The organism is Streptomyces sp. NPDC021356 (genome assembly GCF_040641015.1).
GTDB lineage: Bacteria > Actinomycetota > Actinomycetes > Streptomycetales > Streptomycetaceae > Streptomyces.
The window spans coordinates 61,169-79,215 of record NZ_JBFACU010000010.1; the positions used below are offsets into that span (position 1 = coordinate 61,169).

Here is an 18,047-nt window from a genome sequence, read left to right on the forward strand (position 1 = left end):
GCCATGGTCAAACTGACACGCATCTACACCCGGACCGGGGACAAGGGCACCACCGCCCTCGGCGACATGAGCCGGGTCGCCAAGACCGACCTGCGGATCTCGGCGTACGCCGACGCCAACGAGGCGAACGCCGTGATCGGCACCGCCATCGCGCTGGGCGGCCTGGACGCGGAGGTCGTCAAGGTCCTCACCCGCGTGCAGAACGACCTGTTCGACGTGGGTGCGGACCTGTCCACGCCCGTGGCCGAGAACCCGCAGTTCCCGCCGCTGCGGGTCGAGCAGTTCTACGTCGACCGGCTGGAGGCGGACTGCGACCGCTTCAACGCCGAACTCGACAAGCTGCGCTCCTTCATCCTTCCCGGCGGCACGCCCGGCGCGGCCCTGCTGCACCAGGCGTGCACGGTCGTCCGCCGGGCCGAGCGGTCCACCTGGGCCGCCCTGGAGGCGCACGGCGAGGCCATGAACCCGCTCACCGCGACCTACCTGAACCGGCTTTCGGACCTCCTGTTCATCCTGGCTCGGACGGCGAACAAGGAGACCGGCGACGTGCTGTGGGTGCCGGGCGGGGAGCGCTGAGCACGGGTCCCCCGCGCTGATCGCGCACCCCCCACCCGGCCGGTGTCCCGGCGGCCGGTGTCAGCGGTCGACGCCGCTCGTCGCGTCCCGGTCGGCCGCCGCCAGCGCGGACTGGGCGGCGTCCACCTTCTTGCGCATGTCCGCGTAGCCCGAGGACGCCGCGGTAGCGGCGGATCCGGAGACGGACGCCGAGGGCGTCGCGGAGGGCGCCGGCCTCGGGGTCGCCGCCGTGCGGCCGGCGCACCCGGCGGTGAGTCCCACCAGCAGGGCCGCCGCCACGAGTGCCGTCCGCCGGGCGCGCATCAGCCCGCCTTCTTCCCGTTGTCGTGGGCCTTGCACCAGGTCTGCACCGACGCCAGGTCCTTCTGCCGCTGCTCCAGGCTGTTCCGCAGCGACGTGCGCTGGTTCAGGCGGTCCTGGAGATAGGTGGCGATCGCGGTGTGGCCCGCCTTCTTCGCGTTGTCGACCCGCTTCTGGAGCCGGGCCACCGAGCCGCGCGTGCCGGCCCCGGCGTCCAGCCGCTTCAGGGCCTTCTCGATCCGCCGGTCGAGCTTGGGCACCCGCTTGCACAGGGCATGGGCCCCGTCGCCCTTCGGGGCGTGCGCGGGGCTGGTCGCGGCCTCGGCCGCCCCGGTGGTGCCCGCGAGGACCGCCGTCACGGCGAACCCCGTGAGCAGCATGCGCGTGCGTCGTCGTGCGTACATCTGCCTCTCCGTTCGTGTCCGGGACGGCTGGTGGTCCGTCCGTCGCGACGGAGGCTAGGGACGGTCCTTGGGGAAACTCTGTGACCGCCTCGCCCCGGCTGCCCGACCCGTCTGCGCCGTGCCGATCAGCCAGTCCCGCCGGCCAGGCAGGTCCCCGCCGCCCGAGGGCAGCCGCACTTCGAAGCGGGCCCCGGCGCCACCGGGGGCGTCCGTCACGGTGACGCCGCCCCGGTGCAGGGCAGCCTGCTGGGCGACGAGGGTCAGACCGAGGCCGGAGCCCGCGCTGTCCGGGCCGCGCTGGAACCGCTCGAAGATCCGTTCCCGGGCCGTGGGCGGTACGCCCGGCCCGTGGTCGTCGACCGTGATCACCACCTCGTCCCCCGCACCGCGCACGGACACGGCCACCCGTGCCCGGCCCCGCTCGTCCCGGCCGTGGACCAGGGCGTTGCCGATCAGATTGTCCAGCAGCAGCCGCAGCCCCGGCTCCCAGCCCTGCACGGTGCGTCCGGGAGGGGCGTGCAGGGTGATCTCGGCGTCCGGAGCGCGGCGGCGGGCATCGGCCACGGCCGCGTCGGCGACCTCCGAGAGGTCGACGGTGCGCAGCGCCTCCGCCTCCACCAGGTCGCCGCGCCCGAGCTCGCGCAGCATCACCAACAGGCCGAGCAGCCGGGCGTGTTCGCGGCGCAGGTCGGTGAGGACCTCGGTGCGGTCCGGCTCGGGCAGGCCGGGGTGGCCGGCGAGGATGTCGAGGTTGGTGCCCATGCTCATCAGCGGGGTGCGCAGTTCGTGCGCGGCGGCGGAGGAGAAGGAGCGGGCGGTGTCCAGGGCCTCGGCGGTCCGGGCGGCCTGTTGGTCGTAGCGGGCGAGGACGGTGGCGAGCGTGGCGGCGAGTTCGTCGATCTCGGTCACCCCGGTGGGGCGGTGTTCGGGCCGGGCGGCGGACGTACGCGGATCGAGTCCGGCGGTGCGGCGGGTGAGGCGGCGCAGCGGCGCGCTCGCGCCCGCGGCCAGGCCCCAGGCGAGCAGGCCGGACAGGGGCGCGGCGAGCAGCGCGGTGAGGACCACGCGCCGACGGACGGACTGCACCTGGGCCCGGTCGGCGGTGTCGGGCGAGAACACCCACAGGGTGCCGGTGACGACGGGACCTTCGACCTGCCGGGACAGCACGCGCCAACTGCGTCCGCCCGCGTGGACGGTGACGGGCCCCCGGGCCCGCGGGGGCAGCGGCACCGACGCGTCGGGCTGCGGTCCACCGCTGAAGACGGCGTCCGGCCCGACGACGCGTACGCCGACGTCGAGGGCGGCGCTGAACAGGTGCCGTTCCCTGGTGTCGGCGGCCTTGGGGCGGCCGTTCTCGGCGGCCCGCAGCAGGGCGCGGGCGTCGGGGGCGACGGCCGCGGCGCGCCGGCGAAGGTGGTCGTCCTCCACCCCGTGCAGGTCGCGGCCCACCAGGTGCAGCAGCAGCCAGCCGGAGGCGGCGACCAGCAGCGGGACGGTGCAGCCGACGGCGAGACCGATGCGGGTGGACAGCCTCACGGAGTGTCCCGCGCGTCCCGCGAGTCCCGCGGGTCGCGTGCGTCGCGGAGCACGAAGCCGACGCCGCGCACGGTGTGGACGAGCCGGGTCCGCCCGTCCGCCTCCAGCTTGCGCCGCAGATAGCTGACGAACGTGTCGACGGCGTCGGTGCGCACGTCGAAGTCGTAGCCCCACACCCGTTCCAGGAGCTGGTCGCGGGTGAGGACGAGTCCGGCGTTGCGGGCGAGGACCTGGAGCAGTTCGAACTCGCGCCGGGTCAGCTCCAGCGGCCGGCCGTCGCGCTCGGCGGTGCGGGCGGCGGGGTCGATCACCAGGCCGGCCACCCGCAGCACCTCGCGGCCGGTCGGCGGCCTGCGCCGCAGCAGTGCGCGCAGTCGCAGCACCAGTTCCTGCAGGGCGAACGGCTTGACGAGGTAGTCGTCACCGCCCGCCTGGAGCCCGGCGATCCGGTCGGCGGTCTCGTCGAGCGCGGAGAGCATCAGCACCGGCAGGTCCTGGCCGTCGGCGCGCAGCCGGGTGCACAGTTCGATGCCGCTCATGCCGGGCATCGACACGTCCAGCACCAGCACGTCCGGCGGTGCCTGCCCGATGGCGTCCAGCGCCTCGGCCCCGCCGCCCGCGCTGCGCACCGCGAACCCGCTCAGCCTGAGCCCGCGCTCCAGCGAACGGCGTATCGCCGCGTCGTCGTCGACGACCAGCACACCTCCTGGGCGTCCCGCCTCCGTCACTCGCCCTCCTCACCGCCCGGCCAGCGTACGACCCTCCTCGGTGGGGGCGTCTGGTGCCAGGCGTTTTCTTACTTGACTGTCCCCCTCCCTGAAGGGGAGGGGATTCCTGGCTCAGGCTGCCTCCCGGAGCGGCGCTCCGGGAGGTCTTGCGCCCTCGACACCAGCCGGGTCCAGAGCTGCCCGGACGAGCATCACACGCGCGGAGTTCTTGTCCCTCGGACAGACGGCTCCGCACGGGGTGCACGTGTAGGTACGCTCGGACAGCGGCAGTGCGTGCTGGGTTCTCGCTCCGCACGGTGCGCAGTCCATGGTGGTGTGCGCGGTGGGGCACCTCCCATGCCTTTCGGGCTATGGGGGAGCACCAGGCGTACGTCCCGGCCGTGTTTGCGGCCCATCTCGACAAGAGCCTGCTTGCCGGCGCCGATCGCGGCATCGGCCGCCTTGCGCGCCATGGTGAACCTGGGTACGCGCGTTCGGCGTTCGCCCGACCGCCGGCCCGGCGGTCGGGGCGCTCCGCGCCCCTGGGGAGCCGGTGCGGCGACGCTCCGCGTCGCCGACGTGGGACGTGATTCCTCCCCGGCGTGCACGCCGGGGCGTCCTCGCAAGAGATCGGTGAAGACGCACGTCAGTCGTCTGCTGGGCAAGCTGGAGCTGCGCAGTCGCGTACAAGCGGCGGTGACGGCAAAGGAGTTGGGGATCTGACCGAACCGGTGGTGCATTGGTCCAGACCTATTGACCTATGGTCCAGACCTTTCTACTCTCGCAGCACCGCGGGGCGTGAAGGCTCAGTCATGCCCCTGACATTCTCCCCCGACAAGGAGGCGCGCATGCGCTTCAGACACAGAGCCGCCGCGGGACTGGCGACCCTCGTGCTCCCCCTCGCCGGAATCGTCGGAATCTCGGGCCACGCCCAGGCCGCCGCCGACGCGGCGTCCAGCGCCACCGCCACCTTCACCAAGACCGGTGACTGGGGCAGCGGCTTCGGCGGATCCTGGACCGTCAAGAACACGGGCACCTCGGCGATCAGCTCCTGGACGGTGGAGTGGGACTACCCCTCCGACACCAAGGTCACCTCCGCCTGGGACGCCACCGTCACCAACGCCGGCAACCACTGGACCGCCAAGAACGTCGGCTGGAACGGCACCATCGCCCCCGGCGCCTCGGTCAGCTTCGGCTACAACGGCTCCGGATCCGGCTCTCCCTCCGGCTGCACCCTCAACGGCGGCAGCTGCGACGGCGGCCCGACCGTACCGGGCGACAACCCGCCCTCCGCGCCGGGCACCCCCACCGCCTCCGGCGTCACCGACACCTCGGTGAAGCTCTCCTGGGGCGCCGCCACCGACGACAAGGGCGTCAAGAACTACGACGTCCTGCGCGACGGCAAGAAGGTCGCCACCGTCACGACCACGTCCTACACGGACAACGGCCTGACCGCGGGCACCGACTACTCCTACACCGTCCAGGCCCGCGACACCGCCGACCAGACCGGTCCGGTCAGCGGCTCGGTCGCCGTGCACACCACCGGAGGCGGCGGCACCACCCCGCCCACCGGTGACAAGGTCAAGCTCGGCTACTTCACCGAGTGGGGCATCTACGGACGCAACTACAACGTCAAGAACCTGGTGACGTCCGGCTCCGCCGCCAAGATCACGCACATCAACTACGCCTTCGGCAACGTCACCGGCGGCAAGTGCGCGATCGGCGACTCCTACGCCGACTACGACAAGGCGTTCACCGCCGACCAGTCCGTCAGCGGCACCGCCGACACCTGGGACCAGCCGCTGCGCGGCAACTTCAACCAGCTGCGCGAGCTGAAGGCCAAGTACCCGAACCTCAAGGTGATCTGGTCCTTCGGCGGCTGGACCTGGTCCGGCGGCTTCGGTGAGGCGGCCAAGAACCCGGCGGCCTTCGCCCAGTCCTGCTACGACCTGGTGCACGACCCGCGCTGGGCCGATGTCTTCGACGGCATCGACATCGACTGGGAGTACCCGAACGCCTGCGGTCTGACCTGTGACACCAGCGGCCCGGGCGCCATGAAGAACCTGGTGTCCGCGCTGCGCGCCAAGTTCGGCAAGGAGCTGGTCACCGCCGCCGTCACCGCGGACGGCTCGAACGGCGGCAAGATCGACGCCTCCGACTACGCCGGCGCCTCGCAGTACCTCGACTGGTACAACGTGATGACGTACGACTTCTTCGGCGCCTGGGACGCGAAGGGCCCGACCGCCCCGCACTCCCCGCTCACCTCGTACTCGGGCATCCCGAAGGACGGCTTCGACACCGCCGACGCGATCGCCAAGTTCAAGGCCCAGGGCGTGCCCGCGAAGAAGCTGCTGCTCGGCATCGGCTTCTACGGCCGCGGCTGGACCGGCGTCACCCAGGACGCCCCGGGCGGCACGGCGACCGGAGCGGCGCCCGGCACCTACGAGGCGGGCATCGAGGACTACAAGGTCCTCAAGACCAGCTGCCCCGTCACCGGCACCATCGCCGGCACGGCGTACGCGCACTGCGGCAGCAACTGGTGGTCCTACGACACCCCCTCGACCATCAAGTCGAAGATGTCCTGGGCCAACAGCCAGGGCCTCGGCGGCGCGTTCTTCTGGGAGTTCAGCGGTGACACCAGCAACGGTGAACTGGTGAGCGCCCTCAGCAGCGGCCTGTCGTAAGGACCGACCGCCCCCTGAAACACCGAAGCTCCCCCGGTCGGCGGACCGGGGGAGCTTCTTTCATGCCCAGGACTTCAGTTGAAGAGCCGGCTCTACGCGACGTTCACCCTCTGCCCGGGCGGAGCCGCCTCCAGCCAGGCCAGGAAACCGGTCAGCGCGTCCTCGCTCATGGCCAGTTCCACTCGCGTGCCCCGGTGCAGGCACGTGAGGATCACGGCATCGGACAGCAGGGCGAGTTCCTCCTCGCCCTCGGGCCGCCGGCGGCCGGCCACCTCGATCGACGACCGTTCCAGCGTGCGGCGGGGCCGGGGGGCGTAGGAGAAGACCCGGAACCACTCGACGCGGTCGCCGTTGTAGCGGGCCACGCCGTAGCTCCAGCCCTTGCCGCTGGTGTCGGACTCCTCGGTCACGTCCCAGCGCAGGCTGCAGTCGAAGGTGCCGCCGGAGCGCTGGATCAGCCTGCGGCGCAGACCGAAGACGAACAGTCCCACCACCACGAGCGCGACCACGACCGAGCACACGGTCAGAGCGAGGACCATCGGCACCGACCTCCTCGTCTCCTAGGTAATGGAACGGAAAAAACACCCACATCCGCCTCAGCCGCGGCCGGTACCGGATTGCTCCGGTACCGGCCGCGGCTGAGTGGTGTCATCACACGGCGTCGCTGGTTCAGCGCACCGCCGTCGCCGCTCGCAGGCGGACGTCCGCGCGCCGCTCGGCGGAGGCATCGCCCTCCGCCTTCGCGCGCTCGAGTTCCCGCTCCACGCGCTGGACGTCGATCTCGTCGGAGAGTTCCGCGATCTCGGCCAGCAGCGACAGCTTGTCGTCGGCGAACGAGACGAAACCGCCGTGCACCGCGGCCACGACCGTCGCGCCTTCACTCGTACGGATGGTCACCGGGCCCGACTCCAGCACACCCAGCAGCGGCTGGTGACCGGGCATGACGCCGATGTCGCCGGACGTGGTGCGCGCGACGACCAGGGTGGCCTCGCCGGACCAGACCTGGCGGTCGGCGGCGACCAGCTCGACGTGCAGCTCAGCAGCCAAGAGTGGCTCCTCGGGTCACCACCCGGCAGGAACGCCGGGTGTTGGGGTCAATTCTAGTAGGCGTGACTGAGGGGGCGGGACGCGCCCGCCCCCTCAGGTGTGAGCCGTGCGGCTCACGTCGAGCTCGGGGGTCAGGAGACGCCCAGCTCCTTGGCGTTCTTCTTCAGGTCCTCGAGACCACCGCACATGAAGAAGGCCTGCTCCGGGAAGTGGTCGTACTCGCCGTCGCAGATCGCGTTGAACGCCGTGATCGACTCCTCCAGCGGGACGTCCGACCCGTCGACGCCGGTGAACTGCTTGGCGACGTGGGTGTTCTGGGACAGGAAGCGCTCCACGCGACGGGCGCGGTGGACGACGAGCTTGTCCTCCTCGCCCAGTTCGTCGATACCGAGGATCGCGATGATGTCCTGCAGGTCCTTGTACTTCTGCAGGATGTTCTTCACGCGCATGGCCGCGTTGTAGTGGTCCTCGGCGATGTAGCGCGGGTCCAGGATCCGGGACGTGGAGTCCAGCGGGTCCACGGCCGGGTAGATGCCCTTCTCCGAGATCGGACGGGAGAGAACCGTCGTCGCGTCGAGGTGGGCGAAGGTGGTCGCCGGGGCCGGGTCGGTCAGGTCGTCGGCGGGGACGTAGATCGCCTGCATCGAGGTGATCGAGTGACCGCGGGTCGAGGTGATGCGCTCCTGGAGGAGACCCATCTCGTCGGCCAGGTTCGGCTGGTAACCCACCGCGGACGGCATGCGGCCGAGCAGCGTGGAGACCTCGGAACCGGCCTGCGTGAAGCGGAAGATGTTGTCGATGAAGAACAGCACGTCCTGCTTCTGGACGTCGCGGAAGTACTCGGCCATGGTCAGGCCGGCGAGCGCGACGCGCAGACGGGTGCCCGGGGGCTCGTCCATCTGGCCGAAGACGAGCGCGGTCTTGTCGATGACGCCCGAGTCGGACATCTCCTCGATGAGGTCGTTGCCCTCACGGGTGCGCTCACCGACACCGGCGAACACCGACACACCGTCGTGGTTGTTGGCGACGCGGTAGATCATCTCCTGGATGAGCACCGTCTTGCCGACGCCGGCACCGCCGAACAGACCGATCTTGCCGCCCTTGACGTACGGGGTCAGCAGGTCGATGACCTTGACGCCGGTCTCGAACATCTCGGTCTTCGACTCGAGCTCGTCGAAGCGCGGGGCCTTGCGGTGGATGGACCAGCGCTCGCCCGAGTACTGCTCGTCGACGTTCAGCACCTCACCGAGGGTGTTGAACACCTTGCCCTTGGTGAAGTCGCCGACCGGGACGGTGATGCCGTCGCCGGTGTCGGTCACCGTGGCCTGGCGGACCAGACCGTCGGTGGGCTGCATGGAGATGGTGCGGACCAGGCCGTCACCCAGGTGCTGGGCGACCTCCAGGGTCAGCGTCTTCTTCGCACCCTCGTTCGCCGGGTCGGAGACCTCGACGTGCAGGGCGTTGTAGATGTCCGGCATCGCGTCGACGGGGAACTCCACGTCGACGACCGGGCCGATGACCCGCGCGACGCGGCCGGTGGCCACGCCAGCAGGAGCGGTCGGCTCAACAGTGGTGGTCATTAGTTGTCACTCCCCGCGGTCGCGTCGGCCAGGGCACTCGCGCCACCGACGATCTCGCTGATTTCCTGGGTGATTTCGGCCTGGCGGGCCGCGTTGGCAAGACGGGAGAGCGTGTTGATCAGCTCACCCGCGTTGTCGGTGGCCGACTTCATCGCGCGCCGCGTGGCGGCGTGCTTCGAAGCGGCCGACTGGAGCAGCGCGTTGTAGATCCGGCTCTCCACGTACCGCGGCAGCAGGGCGTCGAGGACGTCCTCCGCCGAGGGCTCGAAGTCGTACAGCGGCAGGATCTCGCCCTTGGGCGCCGCCTGTTCCGCGACCTCTTCGAGGCGCAGCGGAAGCAGCCGGGGGTCGACCGCCGTCTGCGTCATCATCGAGACGAACTCGGTGTAGACGATGTGGAGTTCGTCCACACCACCCTCGGCCGTGTCCTTCTCGATCGCCTCGATCAGGGGCGCTGCCACCGTCTTGGCGTCCGCGTACGTCGGCTCGTCCGTGAAGCCCGTGAACGACTCGGCGATCGTGCGCTCGCGGAAGTTGTAGTGGGCCACACCGCGCCGGCCGACGATGTACGTGTCGACCTGCTTGCCCTCGCGCTCCAGGCGCTCGGTCAGCTGCTCCGCCGCCTTGATGGCGTTGGAGTTGAAGGCGCCGGCCAGACCGCGGTCGCTCGTCAGGAGCAGGACCGCGGCACGGGTCGGGTTGTCCGCCTCCGTGGTCAGCGGGTGCTTGGTGTTCGAACCGGTGCCGACCGCCGTGACCGCGCGGGTCAGTTCCTGCGCGTACGGCGTGGAGGCCGCCACCTTGCGCTGCGCCTTGACGACGCGCGAGGCGGCGATCATCTCCATCGCCTTGGTGATCTTCTTGGTCGCGGTGACGGATCGGATGCGACGCTTGTAGACCCGGAGCTGGGCTCCCATGAGTCAGGTCCCTTCCTTACGTCACTTGGCGGCAGCGGCCGGAGTGTCCTCGCCGAGCAGCTTGCCGTCCGAGGTCTCGAACTGCTTCTTGAACTCGGCGACGGCGTCGTCGATCGCCTGGATCGTGTCGTTCGACATCTTGGCGCCCTCCTTGATGGAGGTCATGAGGCCCTGCTCCTTGCGGTGCAGGTACTCCAGCAGCTCCTTCTCGAAGCGGCGGATGTCGGCGACGGGCACCTCGTCCATCTTGCCGTTGGTGCCGGCCCAGACGGAGACGACCTGGTCCTCGGTGGCCATCGGCTGGTACTGGTTCTGCTTCAGCAGCTCGACCATGCGCTGACCGCGCTCCAGCTGGGACTTGGAGGCCGCGTCCAGGTCGGAACCGAAGGCGGCGAACGCCTCCAGCTCACGGAACTGGGCGAGGTCCACGCGCAGCCGGCCGGAGACCTGGCGCATCGCCTTGTGCTGGGCGGAGCCACCGACGCGGGAGACGGAGATACCGACGTTCAGCGCGGGGCGCTGACCGGCGTTGAACAGGTCCGACTCCAGGAAGCACTGGCCGTCGGTGATGGAGATGACGTTGGTCGGGATGAACGCCGAGACGTCGTTGGCCTTGGTCTCGACGATCGGCAGACCGGTCATCGAACCGGCGCCCATGTCGTCGGAGAGCTTGGCGCAGCGCTCCAGCAGACGCGAGTGCAGGTAGAAGACGTCGCCCGGGTACGCCTCGCGGCCCGGCGGGCGGCGCAGCAGCAGGGAGACGGCACGGTAGGCGTCGGCCTGCTTCGACAGGTCGTCGAAGATGATCAGGACGTGCTTGCCCTGGTACATCCAGTGCTGGCCGATGGCGGACCCGGTGTAGGGCGCCAGGTACTTGAAGCCGGCCGGGTCGGACGCCGGGGCGGCGACGATGGTCGTGTACTCCAGCGCGCCGTTCTCCTCAAGGGCGCGACGGACCGACGCGATGGTCGACCCCTTCTGCCCGATGGCGACGTAGATGCAGCGGACCTGCTTGTTCGGGTCGCCGGTGCGCCAGTTGTCGCGCTGGTTGATGATCGTGTCGACGGCCAGGGCGGTCTTGCCGGTCTGGCGGTCACCGATGATCAGCTGGCGCTGGCCGCGGCCGATCGGGGTCATGGCGTCGACGGCCTTGTAGCCGGTCTCCATCGGCTCGTGCACCGACTTGCGCTGCATGACCGTGGGGGCCTGCAGTTCGAGGGCGCGGCGGCCGTCGGTCTCGATCTCGCCGAGGCCGTCGATCGGGTTGCCGAGGGGGTCGACGACGCGGCCGAGGTAGCCCTCGCCCACGGCGACCGACAGGACCTCGCCGGTGCGGGTGACCGGCTGGCCCTCCTCGATGCCGCTGAACTCACCGAGGACGATGGCACCGATCTCGCGCTCCTCGAGGTTGAGGGCGAGGCCGAGGGTGCCGTCCTCGAACTTCAGCAGCTCGTTGGCCATGGCCGAGGGCAGGCCCTCGACCTTCGCGATGCCGTCGCCGGCAAGGGTGACCGTACCGACCTCCTCGCGCGAGGCCGCGTCCGGCTTGTACGACTGGACGAAGTTCTCCAGCGCGTCCCGGATCTCCTCCGGCCGGATCGTGAGCTCCGCCATCTGGGTTCCCTGCTCTCCTTGTTGGGCCCGAAGTTTCACTTGGGGGGTGTTCCACGAGTTCGGGACTCCCCCCAATAAGAGGTGAATCCTCTGCACGGCCCAACCAGGGCCGTCGTGTACGTCTTGCGTGTTGAGTTGCTGCTAGCTCGCCATGCGGCGGGCGGCGTCGTCGAGCCGGTCCGCGAGCGAGCCGTTGATGATCTCGTCGCCGACCTGCACCCGGATTCCGCCGACCAGCTCGGGGTCCACGTCGAGGTTGAGGTGCATCTGGCGGCCGTAGAGCCGGCCGAGGGCGGCGCCGAGGCGTTGCTTCTGGCCGTCGCTCAGCGGCACCGCCGAGGTGACGACGGCGACCATCCGGTTGCGGCGGTCGGCTGCGAGTTTGGAGAGGGACTCCAGTCCCGCTTCCAGGCTACGTCCCCGCGGCGCACTCACCAGGCGCGTCACCAGACGCTCCGTGGCCGGCTTGGCCCGGCCGCCGAGCAGCCGGTGCAGCAGCTCGACCTTGGCCTCGGTGCTCGCGGCCCGGTCGGTGAGCGCGGCGCGCAGCTCGGTGCTGGAGGAGACGATCCGGCCGAAGCGGAACAGCTCGTCCTCGACGTCGTCCAGCGTGCCGCCCCGCTCCGCGGTGGTGAGGTCGGCGATGTTCGCCAGCTCCTCCAGCGCGTCGACCAGGTCCCGCGACTGCGACCAGCGCGAGCGCACCGTGCCGGACACCAGGTCCGCGGTGGCGCCGCCGACCTGGCTGCCGAGCAGGCGCTGGACCAGGGTGGCCTTGGCGTCGCCGGACTGCGCCGGGTCGGTGAGGACCCGGCGCAGGCCGACCTCGCGGTGGAGCAGCGCGGTGACGGCCGCCAGCTCGTCGGCGAGCCGCGCGGAGTCGGCCGACGTGGAGTCCGTCAGCGCGTCGAGACGCTCACGCGCGGCGCTCAGAGCCTCGCGGCTCGCTCCGTGCGCTGTCATCGAGCCGCCTCAGCCGTCGAAGCGGCCTCGTCGAGTCCGTCGAGGAAGCGGTCGATCACGCGGCTCTGCCGGGCGTGGTCCTCCAGGGACTCGCCGACGAGCTTGCCGGCCAGCTCGGTCGCGAGCTTGCCGACGTCCTGGCGGAGCACGGAGGCGGCGGCCTTGCGGTCGGCGTCGAGCTGGGCGTGGCCGGCGGCGACGATCTCCTCGCGCTGGCGCTGGCCCTCGGCCCGCATCTCGGCGATGAGCGCGGCACCCTGCTCCTGCGCCTCCTGGCGCAGGCGCGCGGCCTCGTGCCGGGCCTCGGCGAGCTGGGCCTTGTACTGCTCGAGGACGCTCTGGGCCTCGACCTTCATGGCCTCGGCCTCTTCGATACCGCCTTCGATCGCCCCGCGGCGCTCCTCCAGAACCTTGTTGATGTTCGGCAGGAGCTTCTTCCCGAGGAAGAAGAAGACGATGGCGAAGGTGACGAGGCCGATGACCAGCTCGGGGCCCGGCGGGATGAGGGGGTTCTGCGGACCCTCCTCCGCCGCCAGCTGCACCAGCTGCTGAGTCAGCTGCATGTCATCAGTGCCTTTCCCTTAATGGGGTGGATCGTCCGCCGCGGTTTACTTGTAGGTGTAAACGAACGGCATGACGATGCCGATGAGGGCGAGCGCCTCACAGAAGGCGAAGCCCAGGATCTGGTTGGCGCGGATCAGACCGGCGGCCTCGGGCTGGCGGGCGAGCGCCTGGGTGCCGTTGCCGAAGATGATGCCGATGCCGATGCCGGGACCGATGGCGGCGAGGCCGTAGCCGACGGAGGCGATGGAGCCGGTGACGGCGGCAAGGGTCTCAGTGGCAGCCATGCTGATTCTTCCTTCTCTTTCAAGGACCGGTGGGGGTTGGCCACCGGACGTCTGTGACGGGGCGGTGCGGGACGGTGGCTCAGTGGTGCTCGGCGAGAGCGCCCTGAACGTAGGAGCAGGCCAGGAGGACGAACACGTACGCCTGGACGGCCTGGACGAAGAGCTCGAACAGGATCATGACCATCGCCATGACGAACGAGACGGCGCCGGCCGCGACCAGCCAGCTGTTCATCAGGTACCAGCTGGCGACGGTGAACATCACGAGCAGCAGGTGACCGGCGAACATGTTGGCGAACAGTCGCACCGCGTGGGTGAACGGGCGGACCAGGACGTTCGAGAAGAACTCGATGACCACGACGAGCGGCAGGACCGCGCCGAGCGACTTGTCGTAGCCGGTGAGGTTCTTGAAGCCGCCGGCGAAGCCGTGCTTCTTGAACGTCAGGACCATCCAGGTCACGTAGACGATCGCGGCCATGGCGGCCGGGTAGGCGATGATCGACGTCACCGGGAACTGGGCGACCGGGATGATCGACCAGAGGTTCATGATCCAGACGAAGAAGAAGATCGAGACCATGAGCGGGACGTACTTCTCGCCCTCGCGCTTGCCGAGCGTCTCGTAGACGATGCCGCGGCGCACGAAGTCGTAGCCCGCCTCACCGACCATCTGCAGCTTGCCGGGGACCACCTTGGCCTTGCCGAAAGCGGCCCAGAAGAAGCCGACCACCACGAGCGAGGTGATGATGGCGAGCAGCATCGGCTTGTCGAAGTCGTAGCCGCCGACCGAGAACATCGGCTTGAAGAGGAAGGAGTGGAGGCCCGGCGACGGAAAGCCGCAGCCGTTGTCGGCGAAGACGCGGCAACTCCAGTCGAAGGCGAGCGTGGTCTGTTCAGCACTCACCGCGGGCTCCTTCAGCGTGGCGCATGGGTACGGCAACCTCGTTGTGTCGGCGCGGCGAGCAGCCGCGGGTCGGCACCGGACTGGTGTGACGGATGTGGGGGCGGCCGGCAGGCATCGAGCCTCGCGATCGAGCAGGCGTCAGCTCAGATGCCCGCGCCCGCGATGCCGCAGTTGGCACCGGACGATAGCAGGAGATCTCACACGCCTTTATCCCGGGCCTACCCCTCACGACGAAGACCCTGTCTTCTCGGACTTCTCACTCTTCTCGGAGTCCGGTTCCACGTAGAAGATCTTGGACTTCATGTGCGCGCGCGCCTGTGCGGCCATCCATGCGACGGTCGCGACGACGAGCGAGAACGCGAACGCCTTCGCATTGAACAGCGTGGTGCCCTTGAAGAGGGCCAAGAAGATCAAGAGCAGCAGCAGTTGGGCGACGTAGAGCATGAGGCCCATGGCCTGGAAGAGCTGCGGAAGCGTTTTCGCGGTCCACTGCAGTACGTAGAGACCGATCCCCATGTAGAGGATGGCGAGCACCACCCCGACGACGGCCCCGGTCGCGCCCTTGCCTCCGGCAACCGCACCGCTGACCGCCACGGCGACCACACCGACGGCGGCGGTGGGCACGGCGGTGTGCAGTAGGTTCCGGACGTCATTGGAGGGCATGGCGGCAACTCCGCTTTCACAGGGGGGCAGGGTGTCGTCATGGACGAGCGTAGTCCCCGGTTCGAGAGAGGAACCTCATCACCAAGGGGCCCCTGCATCGGGGTCCTTCGGCTCTGTCCGGGGTTCTCGTGAACGGTATCACAAACTATTTGATGCGGTCTTTACCAAGTGGGTGTGCTGGCTGTCACACATGAGAGTGACAGTGCCCGTCTGTGCAAAAACGGGGGCAACTTGTCTGGTATTAGCCCGCTTTCGTCCCCCATGAACAGGCAACGCTTTAGTCAGATTCTTACCTTGGGCGTCAGCGTGACGTTCCGGCTTTGCGCCCGTCGAGGACACGCGATCGGGGTCCCACGGCGGTCGCGCCGTTGACTCCGGCCACTCCGGCCGCCACCGTCGCGGCGCGCTCCGGAGCCTCCCGCGGACCGTCGGCCCCGTGCGTCCCATCGGCCTCCGACGCCTCGGCGGTCCCTGCGCCGGCCGGTGCGGGCGTCCCCGTCCGCGCCCCGGCCGCCGGTGCCACGGCCGCCCGGCGACGCCGGCGCCGGTAGCGCGGGGGCACGAAATGCTCCGCCCAGCGCGGGGCGCGCGGCGTGAACCGCGGCAGCAGCAGGAGGACCAGACCGAAGAAGCTGAGCAGCACGATGCCGAGCACGATCCACATCGAGGCCGAGTTGACCGAGTAGCCGAGCGCGCCGAAACCGATCAGCGCCGCCCAGAAATACATGATCAGCACGGCCCGGCTGTGCGAGTGGCCGATCTGGAGCAGCCGGTGGTGCAGGTGGCCGCGGTCGGCGGCGAACGGCGACTGGCCGCGCCAGGTGCGGCGCACCACCGCGAAGACGAAGTCGGAGGCCGGGATCGCGATGATCGTCAGCGGCATCAGCAGCGGGATGTAGACGGGCACCATCTGGTGCACGGCGTTGCGCTCGGAGCCGGAGAACAGCTTCATCACGTCCGGGTCGACCTGTCCGGTCACCGAGATCGCGCCGGCCGCGAGGACCAGACCGATCAGCATGGAGCCCGAGTCGCCCATGAAGATCCGCGCCGGGTGCATGTTGTGCGGCAGGAAACCCAGGCACATGCCCATCAGGACGGCCGCGAACAGGGTGGCCGGGGCGGCGGCCTCGATGCCGTACGAGTACCAGATCCGGTAGGCGTACATGAAGAACGCGGCGGCGGCGATGCACACCATGCCGGCGGCCAGGCCGTCCAGGCCGTCTACGAAGTTGACCGCGTTGATCGTGATCACGACGAGCGCAACCGTCAGCAGGGTGCCCTGCCACTGGGTCAGCGCGACCGTGCCCACGCCCGGCACCGGCAGCCACAGGATCGTCAGGCCCTGCATGACCATCACACCGGCGGCGATCATCTGGCCGCCCAGCTTGATCAGGGCGTCGATCTCGAACTTGTCGTCCAGGACACCGATCAGCCAGATCAGCGCCGCCCCGGAGAGCAGCGCGCGCGGCTCGTTGGACTTCTCGAAGACCTCGTTGAGGTTGGTGAGGTGGTCGGCGACCAGGAGACCCGCGCACATGCCGAAGAACATCGCGATCCCGCCGAGCCGCGGAGTGGGTTCCCGGTGCACGTCACGCGCCCGGATCTCCGGCATCGCCCCCGCCACGATCGCGAACTTGCGCACCGGCCCGGTCAGCAGGTACGTCACCGCGGCCGTGATGCAGAGCGTCAGCAGGTATTCACGCACAGGCTTCCCCACAGGTCTCGCTGGCCATCTCAGCCTCACACCCTAGCGACGCGAGCATATGTATGGGGACTTCCGGGTAGCGACGATGGTTGCACATACGGCTGTGAGCGGGCTCCGCACGGTCCTGCGCCTACCCCCACGGGGCTTTCTCACCCCCGTACGAACCTCCCGTGCAAGCCCTGCGCCGCCCGGCCTTCGGCCCCTCTCAGCCGGGATACGGCGGGAAGGCGGCGGTGAGTTCGCGCACGTCCTCGCGCGCCCGCGCACCGTCCAGCTCACCGCGCAGCACCTTGCCCAGCAGCACCGCGATCCGCGCCATCTCCTCCTGTCCCATGCCCTGCGTGGTCACCGCGGCCGTACCCAGGCGCAGCCCGCGGGCGCCGGAGTGCGGCAGCGCGCAGCAGTCCAGGACGATCCCCGCGGCGGCCAGGCGCCCGCGCGCGGTGCGCCCGTCCACGCCGAGCGGCGCCGGGTCCGCGGTGATCAGATGAGTGTCGGTGCCCCCCGTGGTCACCGCCAGCCCCTCGGCGGCCAGGTACGCCGCCAGGACGCGCGCGTTGGCGACCACCTGGTGGGCGTAGGCGCCGAACGCCGGGGTGGCCGCCTCGCCGAACGCCACCGCCTTCGCGGCGATGGTGTGCATCTGGGCGCCGCCCTGGGTGAACGGGAACACCGCCCGGTCCACGCGCTCGGCCAGCTCGCTCCCGCACAGGATCATCCCGCCGCGCGGCCCGCGCAGCACCTTGTGGGTGGTGGCGCACACCACGTCGGCGTACGGCACCGGGCTGGGCGCCGCTCCCCCGGCGACCAGGCCCATCGGGTGCGCGGCGTCGGCGATCAGATAGGCGCCCACCTCGTCGGCGACCGCGCGGAAGAAGGCGTGGTCGATGTGGCGCGGGTAGGCGATCGAGCCGCACACGATCGCCTTGGGCCGGTGCGTACGGGCCAGCGCGCGCACCTGCTGGTGGTCGATGAGTCCGCTCTCGGCGTCGACGCCGTAGCCGACGAAGTCGAACCAGCGCCCGGAGAAGTTCGCGGGCGAGCCGTGCGTGAGGTGCCCGCCGTAGGGCAGGCCGAGCGCGAGCACGGTGTCCCCGGGGCGCAGCAGCGCCGCGTAGGCGGCCAGCACCGCGGACGAACCCGAGTGCGACTGGACGTTGGCGTGCTCGGCGCCGAAGAGCGTCCTGGCCCGCTCGACGGCGAGCCGTTCGGCGGCGTCGACGAGTTCGCAGCCGCCGTGGTGGCGGGCGCCCGGGTAGCCCTCGGCGTACTTGTTGGCCAGCGGCGAGCCGAGCGCGGCCAGCACCGCGGGCGAGGTGAAGTTCTCCGCGGCGGTCAGTTGCAGCGTCGTCGACTGCCGCGCCAGCTCCCCCAGCACGATGTCGGCCACTTCCGGGTCCTGCCGCCGCAGCAGATCGGCCTCTAGGGCGGGGATGACCGACATGACGGGCTCCGGGCGGTCGACGGTGACGTACGTCCAATGTAGGCCTGCGCCGGGTGGGGCGCGCGGTCGTTACGCCTTCACGGGGACGTCCGGGATTCCCGGGGCGCCCGTGGCCCCCGGGGACCGGGCGGCCGCTCCCCCACGCGCCCTCAGGTGCACGC

Annotated in this window: 18 protein-coding genes and 2 pseudogenes; 3 read left to right on the forward strand and 17 right to left on the reverse strand. The window is 70.2% G+C overall.

Annotated features, from left to right (window positions below; genetic code table 11):
- Nucleotides 1–3 precede the first annotated feature (3 nt).
- Complete coding sequence (locus tag AB0G56_RS15445; protein WP_360969298.1) at nt 4–576, forward strand: cob(I)yrinic acid a,c-diamide adenosyltransferase; 573 nt, start codon at nt 4–6, stop codon at nt 574–576.
- Between the two features lie 60 nt (nt 577–636).
- Here the strand turns inward: AB0G56_RS15445 and AB0G56_RS15450 are convergent, their stop codons facing one another.
- From AB0G56_RS15450 to AB0G56_RS15470, 5 genes and pseudogenes are all read right to left on the reverse strand, one after another.
- Nucleotides 637–879, reverse strand: a complete 243-nt coding sequence (locus AB0G56_RS15450) for a hypothetical protein (protein WP_360969300.1) — start codon at nt 877–879, stop codon at nt 637–639.
- Nucleotides 879–1,280, reverse strand: coding sequence for a hypothetical protein (locus AB0G56_RS15455; protein ID WP_360969302.1), 402 nt, complete (start codon nt 1,278–1,280; stop codon nt 879–881). The genes AB0G56_RS15450 and AB0G56_RS15455 overlap by 1 nt, the downstream gene beginning before the upstream one ends.
- Nucleotides 1,281–1,334: 54 nt before the next feature.
- A complete protein-coding gene (locus tag AB0G56_RS15460) occupies nt 1,335–2,816 on the reverse strand; it encodes a HAMP domain-containing sensor histidine kinase (protein ID WP_360969304.1) in 1,482 nt (493 codons plus the stop codon).
- On the reverse strand, nt 2,813–3,544 hold the full coding sequence (locus AB0G56_RS15465) for a response regulator transcription factor (RefSeq protein WP_360969306.1): 732 nt from the start codon (nt 3,542–3,544) through the stop codon (nt 2,813–2,815). The genes AB0G56_RS15460 and AB0G56_RS15465 overlap by 4 nt, the downstream gene beginning before the upstream one ends.
- A 111-nt stretch (nt 3,545–3,655) precedes the next feature.
- Nucleotides 3,656–3,999, reverse strand: a pseudogene (locus AB0G56_RS15470) (zinc ribbon domain-containing protein); the annotation flags it as partial.
- Nucleotides 4,000–4,147: 148 nt separating this feature from the next.
- On the opposite strand from AB0G56_RS15470, the pseudogene AB0G56_RS15475 reads away from it, so the two are divergent.
- Together AB0G56_RS15475 and AB0G56_RS15480 are read left to right on the forward strand one after the other, a co-directional pair.
- A pseudogene (locus AB0G56_RS15475) lies at nt 4,148–4,246 on the forward strand (LuxR C-terminal-related transcriptional regulator); the annotation flags it as partial.
- A 125-nt stretch (nt 4,247–4,371) separates the two neighbouring features.
- On the forward strand, nt 4,372–6,207 hold the full coding sequence (locus tag AB0G56_RS15480) for a glycoside hydrolase family 18 chitinase (protein ID WP_360969308.1): 1,836 nt from the start codon (nt 4,372–4,374) through the stop codon (nt 6,205–6,207).
- Between the two features lie 92 nt (nt 6,208–6,299).
- On the opposite strand, the gene AB0G56_RS15485 is transcribed toward AB0G56_RS15480, so the two are convergent.
- The 12 genes from AB0G56_RS15485 to glyA all read right to left on the reverse strand — a co-directional run bounded on the left by AB0G56_RS15485 (nt 6,300) and on the right by glyA (nt 17,886).
- Entirely contained in the window at nt 6,300–6,746 is a 447-nt protein-coding gene (locus AB0G56_RS15485) for a DUF2550 domain-containing protein (RefSeq protein ID WP_360969309.1), read from the reverse strand.
- Between the two features lie 130 nt (nt 6,747–6,876).
- The gene (locus AB0G56_RS15490) at nt 6,877–7,254 is read right to left on the reverse strand and encodes a F0F1 ATP synthase subunit epsilon (protein ID WP_360969311.1); all 378 of its coding nucleotides are present in this window, start codon (nt 7,252–7,254) and stop codon (nt 6,877–6,879) included.
- Between the two features lie 131 nt (nt 7,255–7,385).
- Complete coding sequence (gene atpD / locus AB0G56_RS15495; RefSeq protein ID WP_360969313.1) at nt 7,386–8,834, reverse strand: F0F1 ATP synthase subunit beta; 1,449 nt, start codon at nt 8,832–8,834, stop codon at nt 7,386–7,388.
- Nucleotides 8,834–9,751, reverse strand: a complete 918-nt coding sequence (locus AB0G56_RS15500; RefSeq protein ID WP_360969315.1) for a F0F1 ATP synthase subunit gamma — start codon at nt 9,749–9,751, stop codon at nt 8,834–8,836. Before AB0G56_RS15500 ends, atpD begins: the two co-directional genes overlap by 1 nt.
- A 21-nt stretch (nt 9,752–9,772) precedes the next feature.
- Nucleotides 9,773–11,365 carry a F0F1 ATP synthase subunit alpha gene (gene atpA, locus AB0G56_RS15505; RefSeq protein WP_360969317.1) on the reverse strand — a complete coding sequence of 531 codons (1,593 nt, stop codon included), beginning with the start codon at nt 11,363–11,365 and terminating at the stop codon, nt 9,773–9,775.
- Nucleotides 11,366–11,506: 141 nt separating this feature from the next.
- Nucleotides 11,507–12,328 (reverse strand): F0F1 ATP synthase subunit delta, encoded by an 822-nt coding sequence (locus tag AB0G56_RS15510; RefSeq protein ID WP_360969319.1) that lies wholly within the window; start codon nt 12,326–12,328, stop codon nt 11,507–11,509.
- A complete protein-coding gene (locus AB0G56_RS15515) occupies nt 12,325–12,891 on the reverse strand; it encodes a F0F1 ATP synthase subunit B (protein ID WP_360969321.1) in 567 nt (188 codons plus the stop codon). The genes AB0G56_RS15510 and AB0G56_RS15515 overlap by 4 nt, the downstream gene beginning before the upstream one ends.
- Before the next feature lie 45 nt (nt 12,892–12,936).
- Nucleotides 12,937–13,176 (reverse strand): ATP synthase F0 subunit C, encoded by a 240-nt coding sequence (atpE, locus tag AB0G56_RS15520; RefSeq protein ID WP_018571456.1) that lies wholly within the window; start codon nt 13,174–13,176, stop codon nt 12,937–12,939.
- 79 nt (nt 13,177–13,255) lie between these two features.
- Nucleotides 13,256–14,074, reverse strand: a complete 819-nt coding sequence (atpB, locus tag AB0G56_RS15525) for a F0F1 ATP synthase subunit A (protein WP_360969323.1) — start codon at nt 14,072–14,074, stop codon at nt 13,256–13,258.
- Between the two features lie 225 nt (nt 14,075–14,299).
- Entirely contained in the window at nt 14,300–14,737 is a 438-nt protein-coding gene (locus AB0G56_RS15530) for a hypothetical protein (protein WP_360969325.1), read from the reverse strand.
- Nucleotides 14,738–15,038: 301 nt separating this feature from the next.
- Entirely contained in the window at nt 15,039–16,442 is a 1,404-nt protein-coding gene (locus AB0G56_RS15535; protein WP_360969327.1) for an MraY family glycosyltransferase, read from the reverse strand.
- 205 nt (nt 16,443–16,647) lie between these two features.
- A complete protein-coding gene (gene glyA, locus AB0G56_RS15540) occupies nt 16,648–17,886 on the reverse strand; it encodes a serine hydroxymethyltransferase (RefSeq protein ID WP_360969329.1) in 1,239 nt (412 codons plus the stop codon).
- Nucleotides 17,887–18,047: the final 161 nt, after the last annotated feature.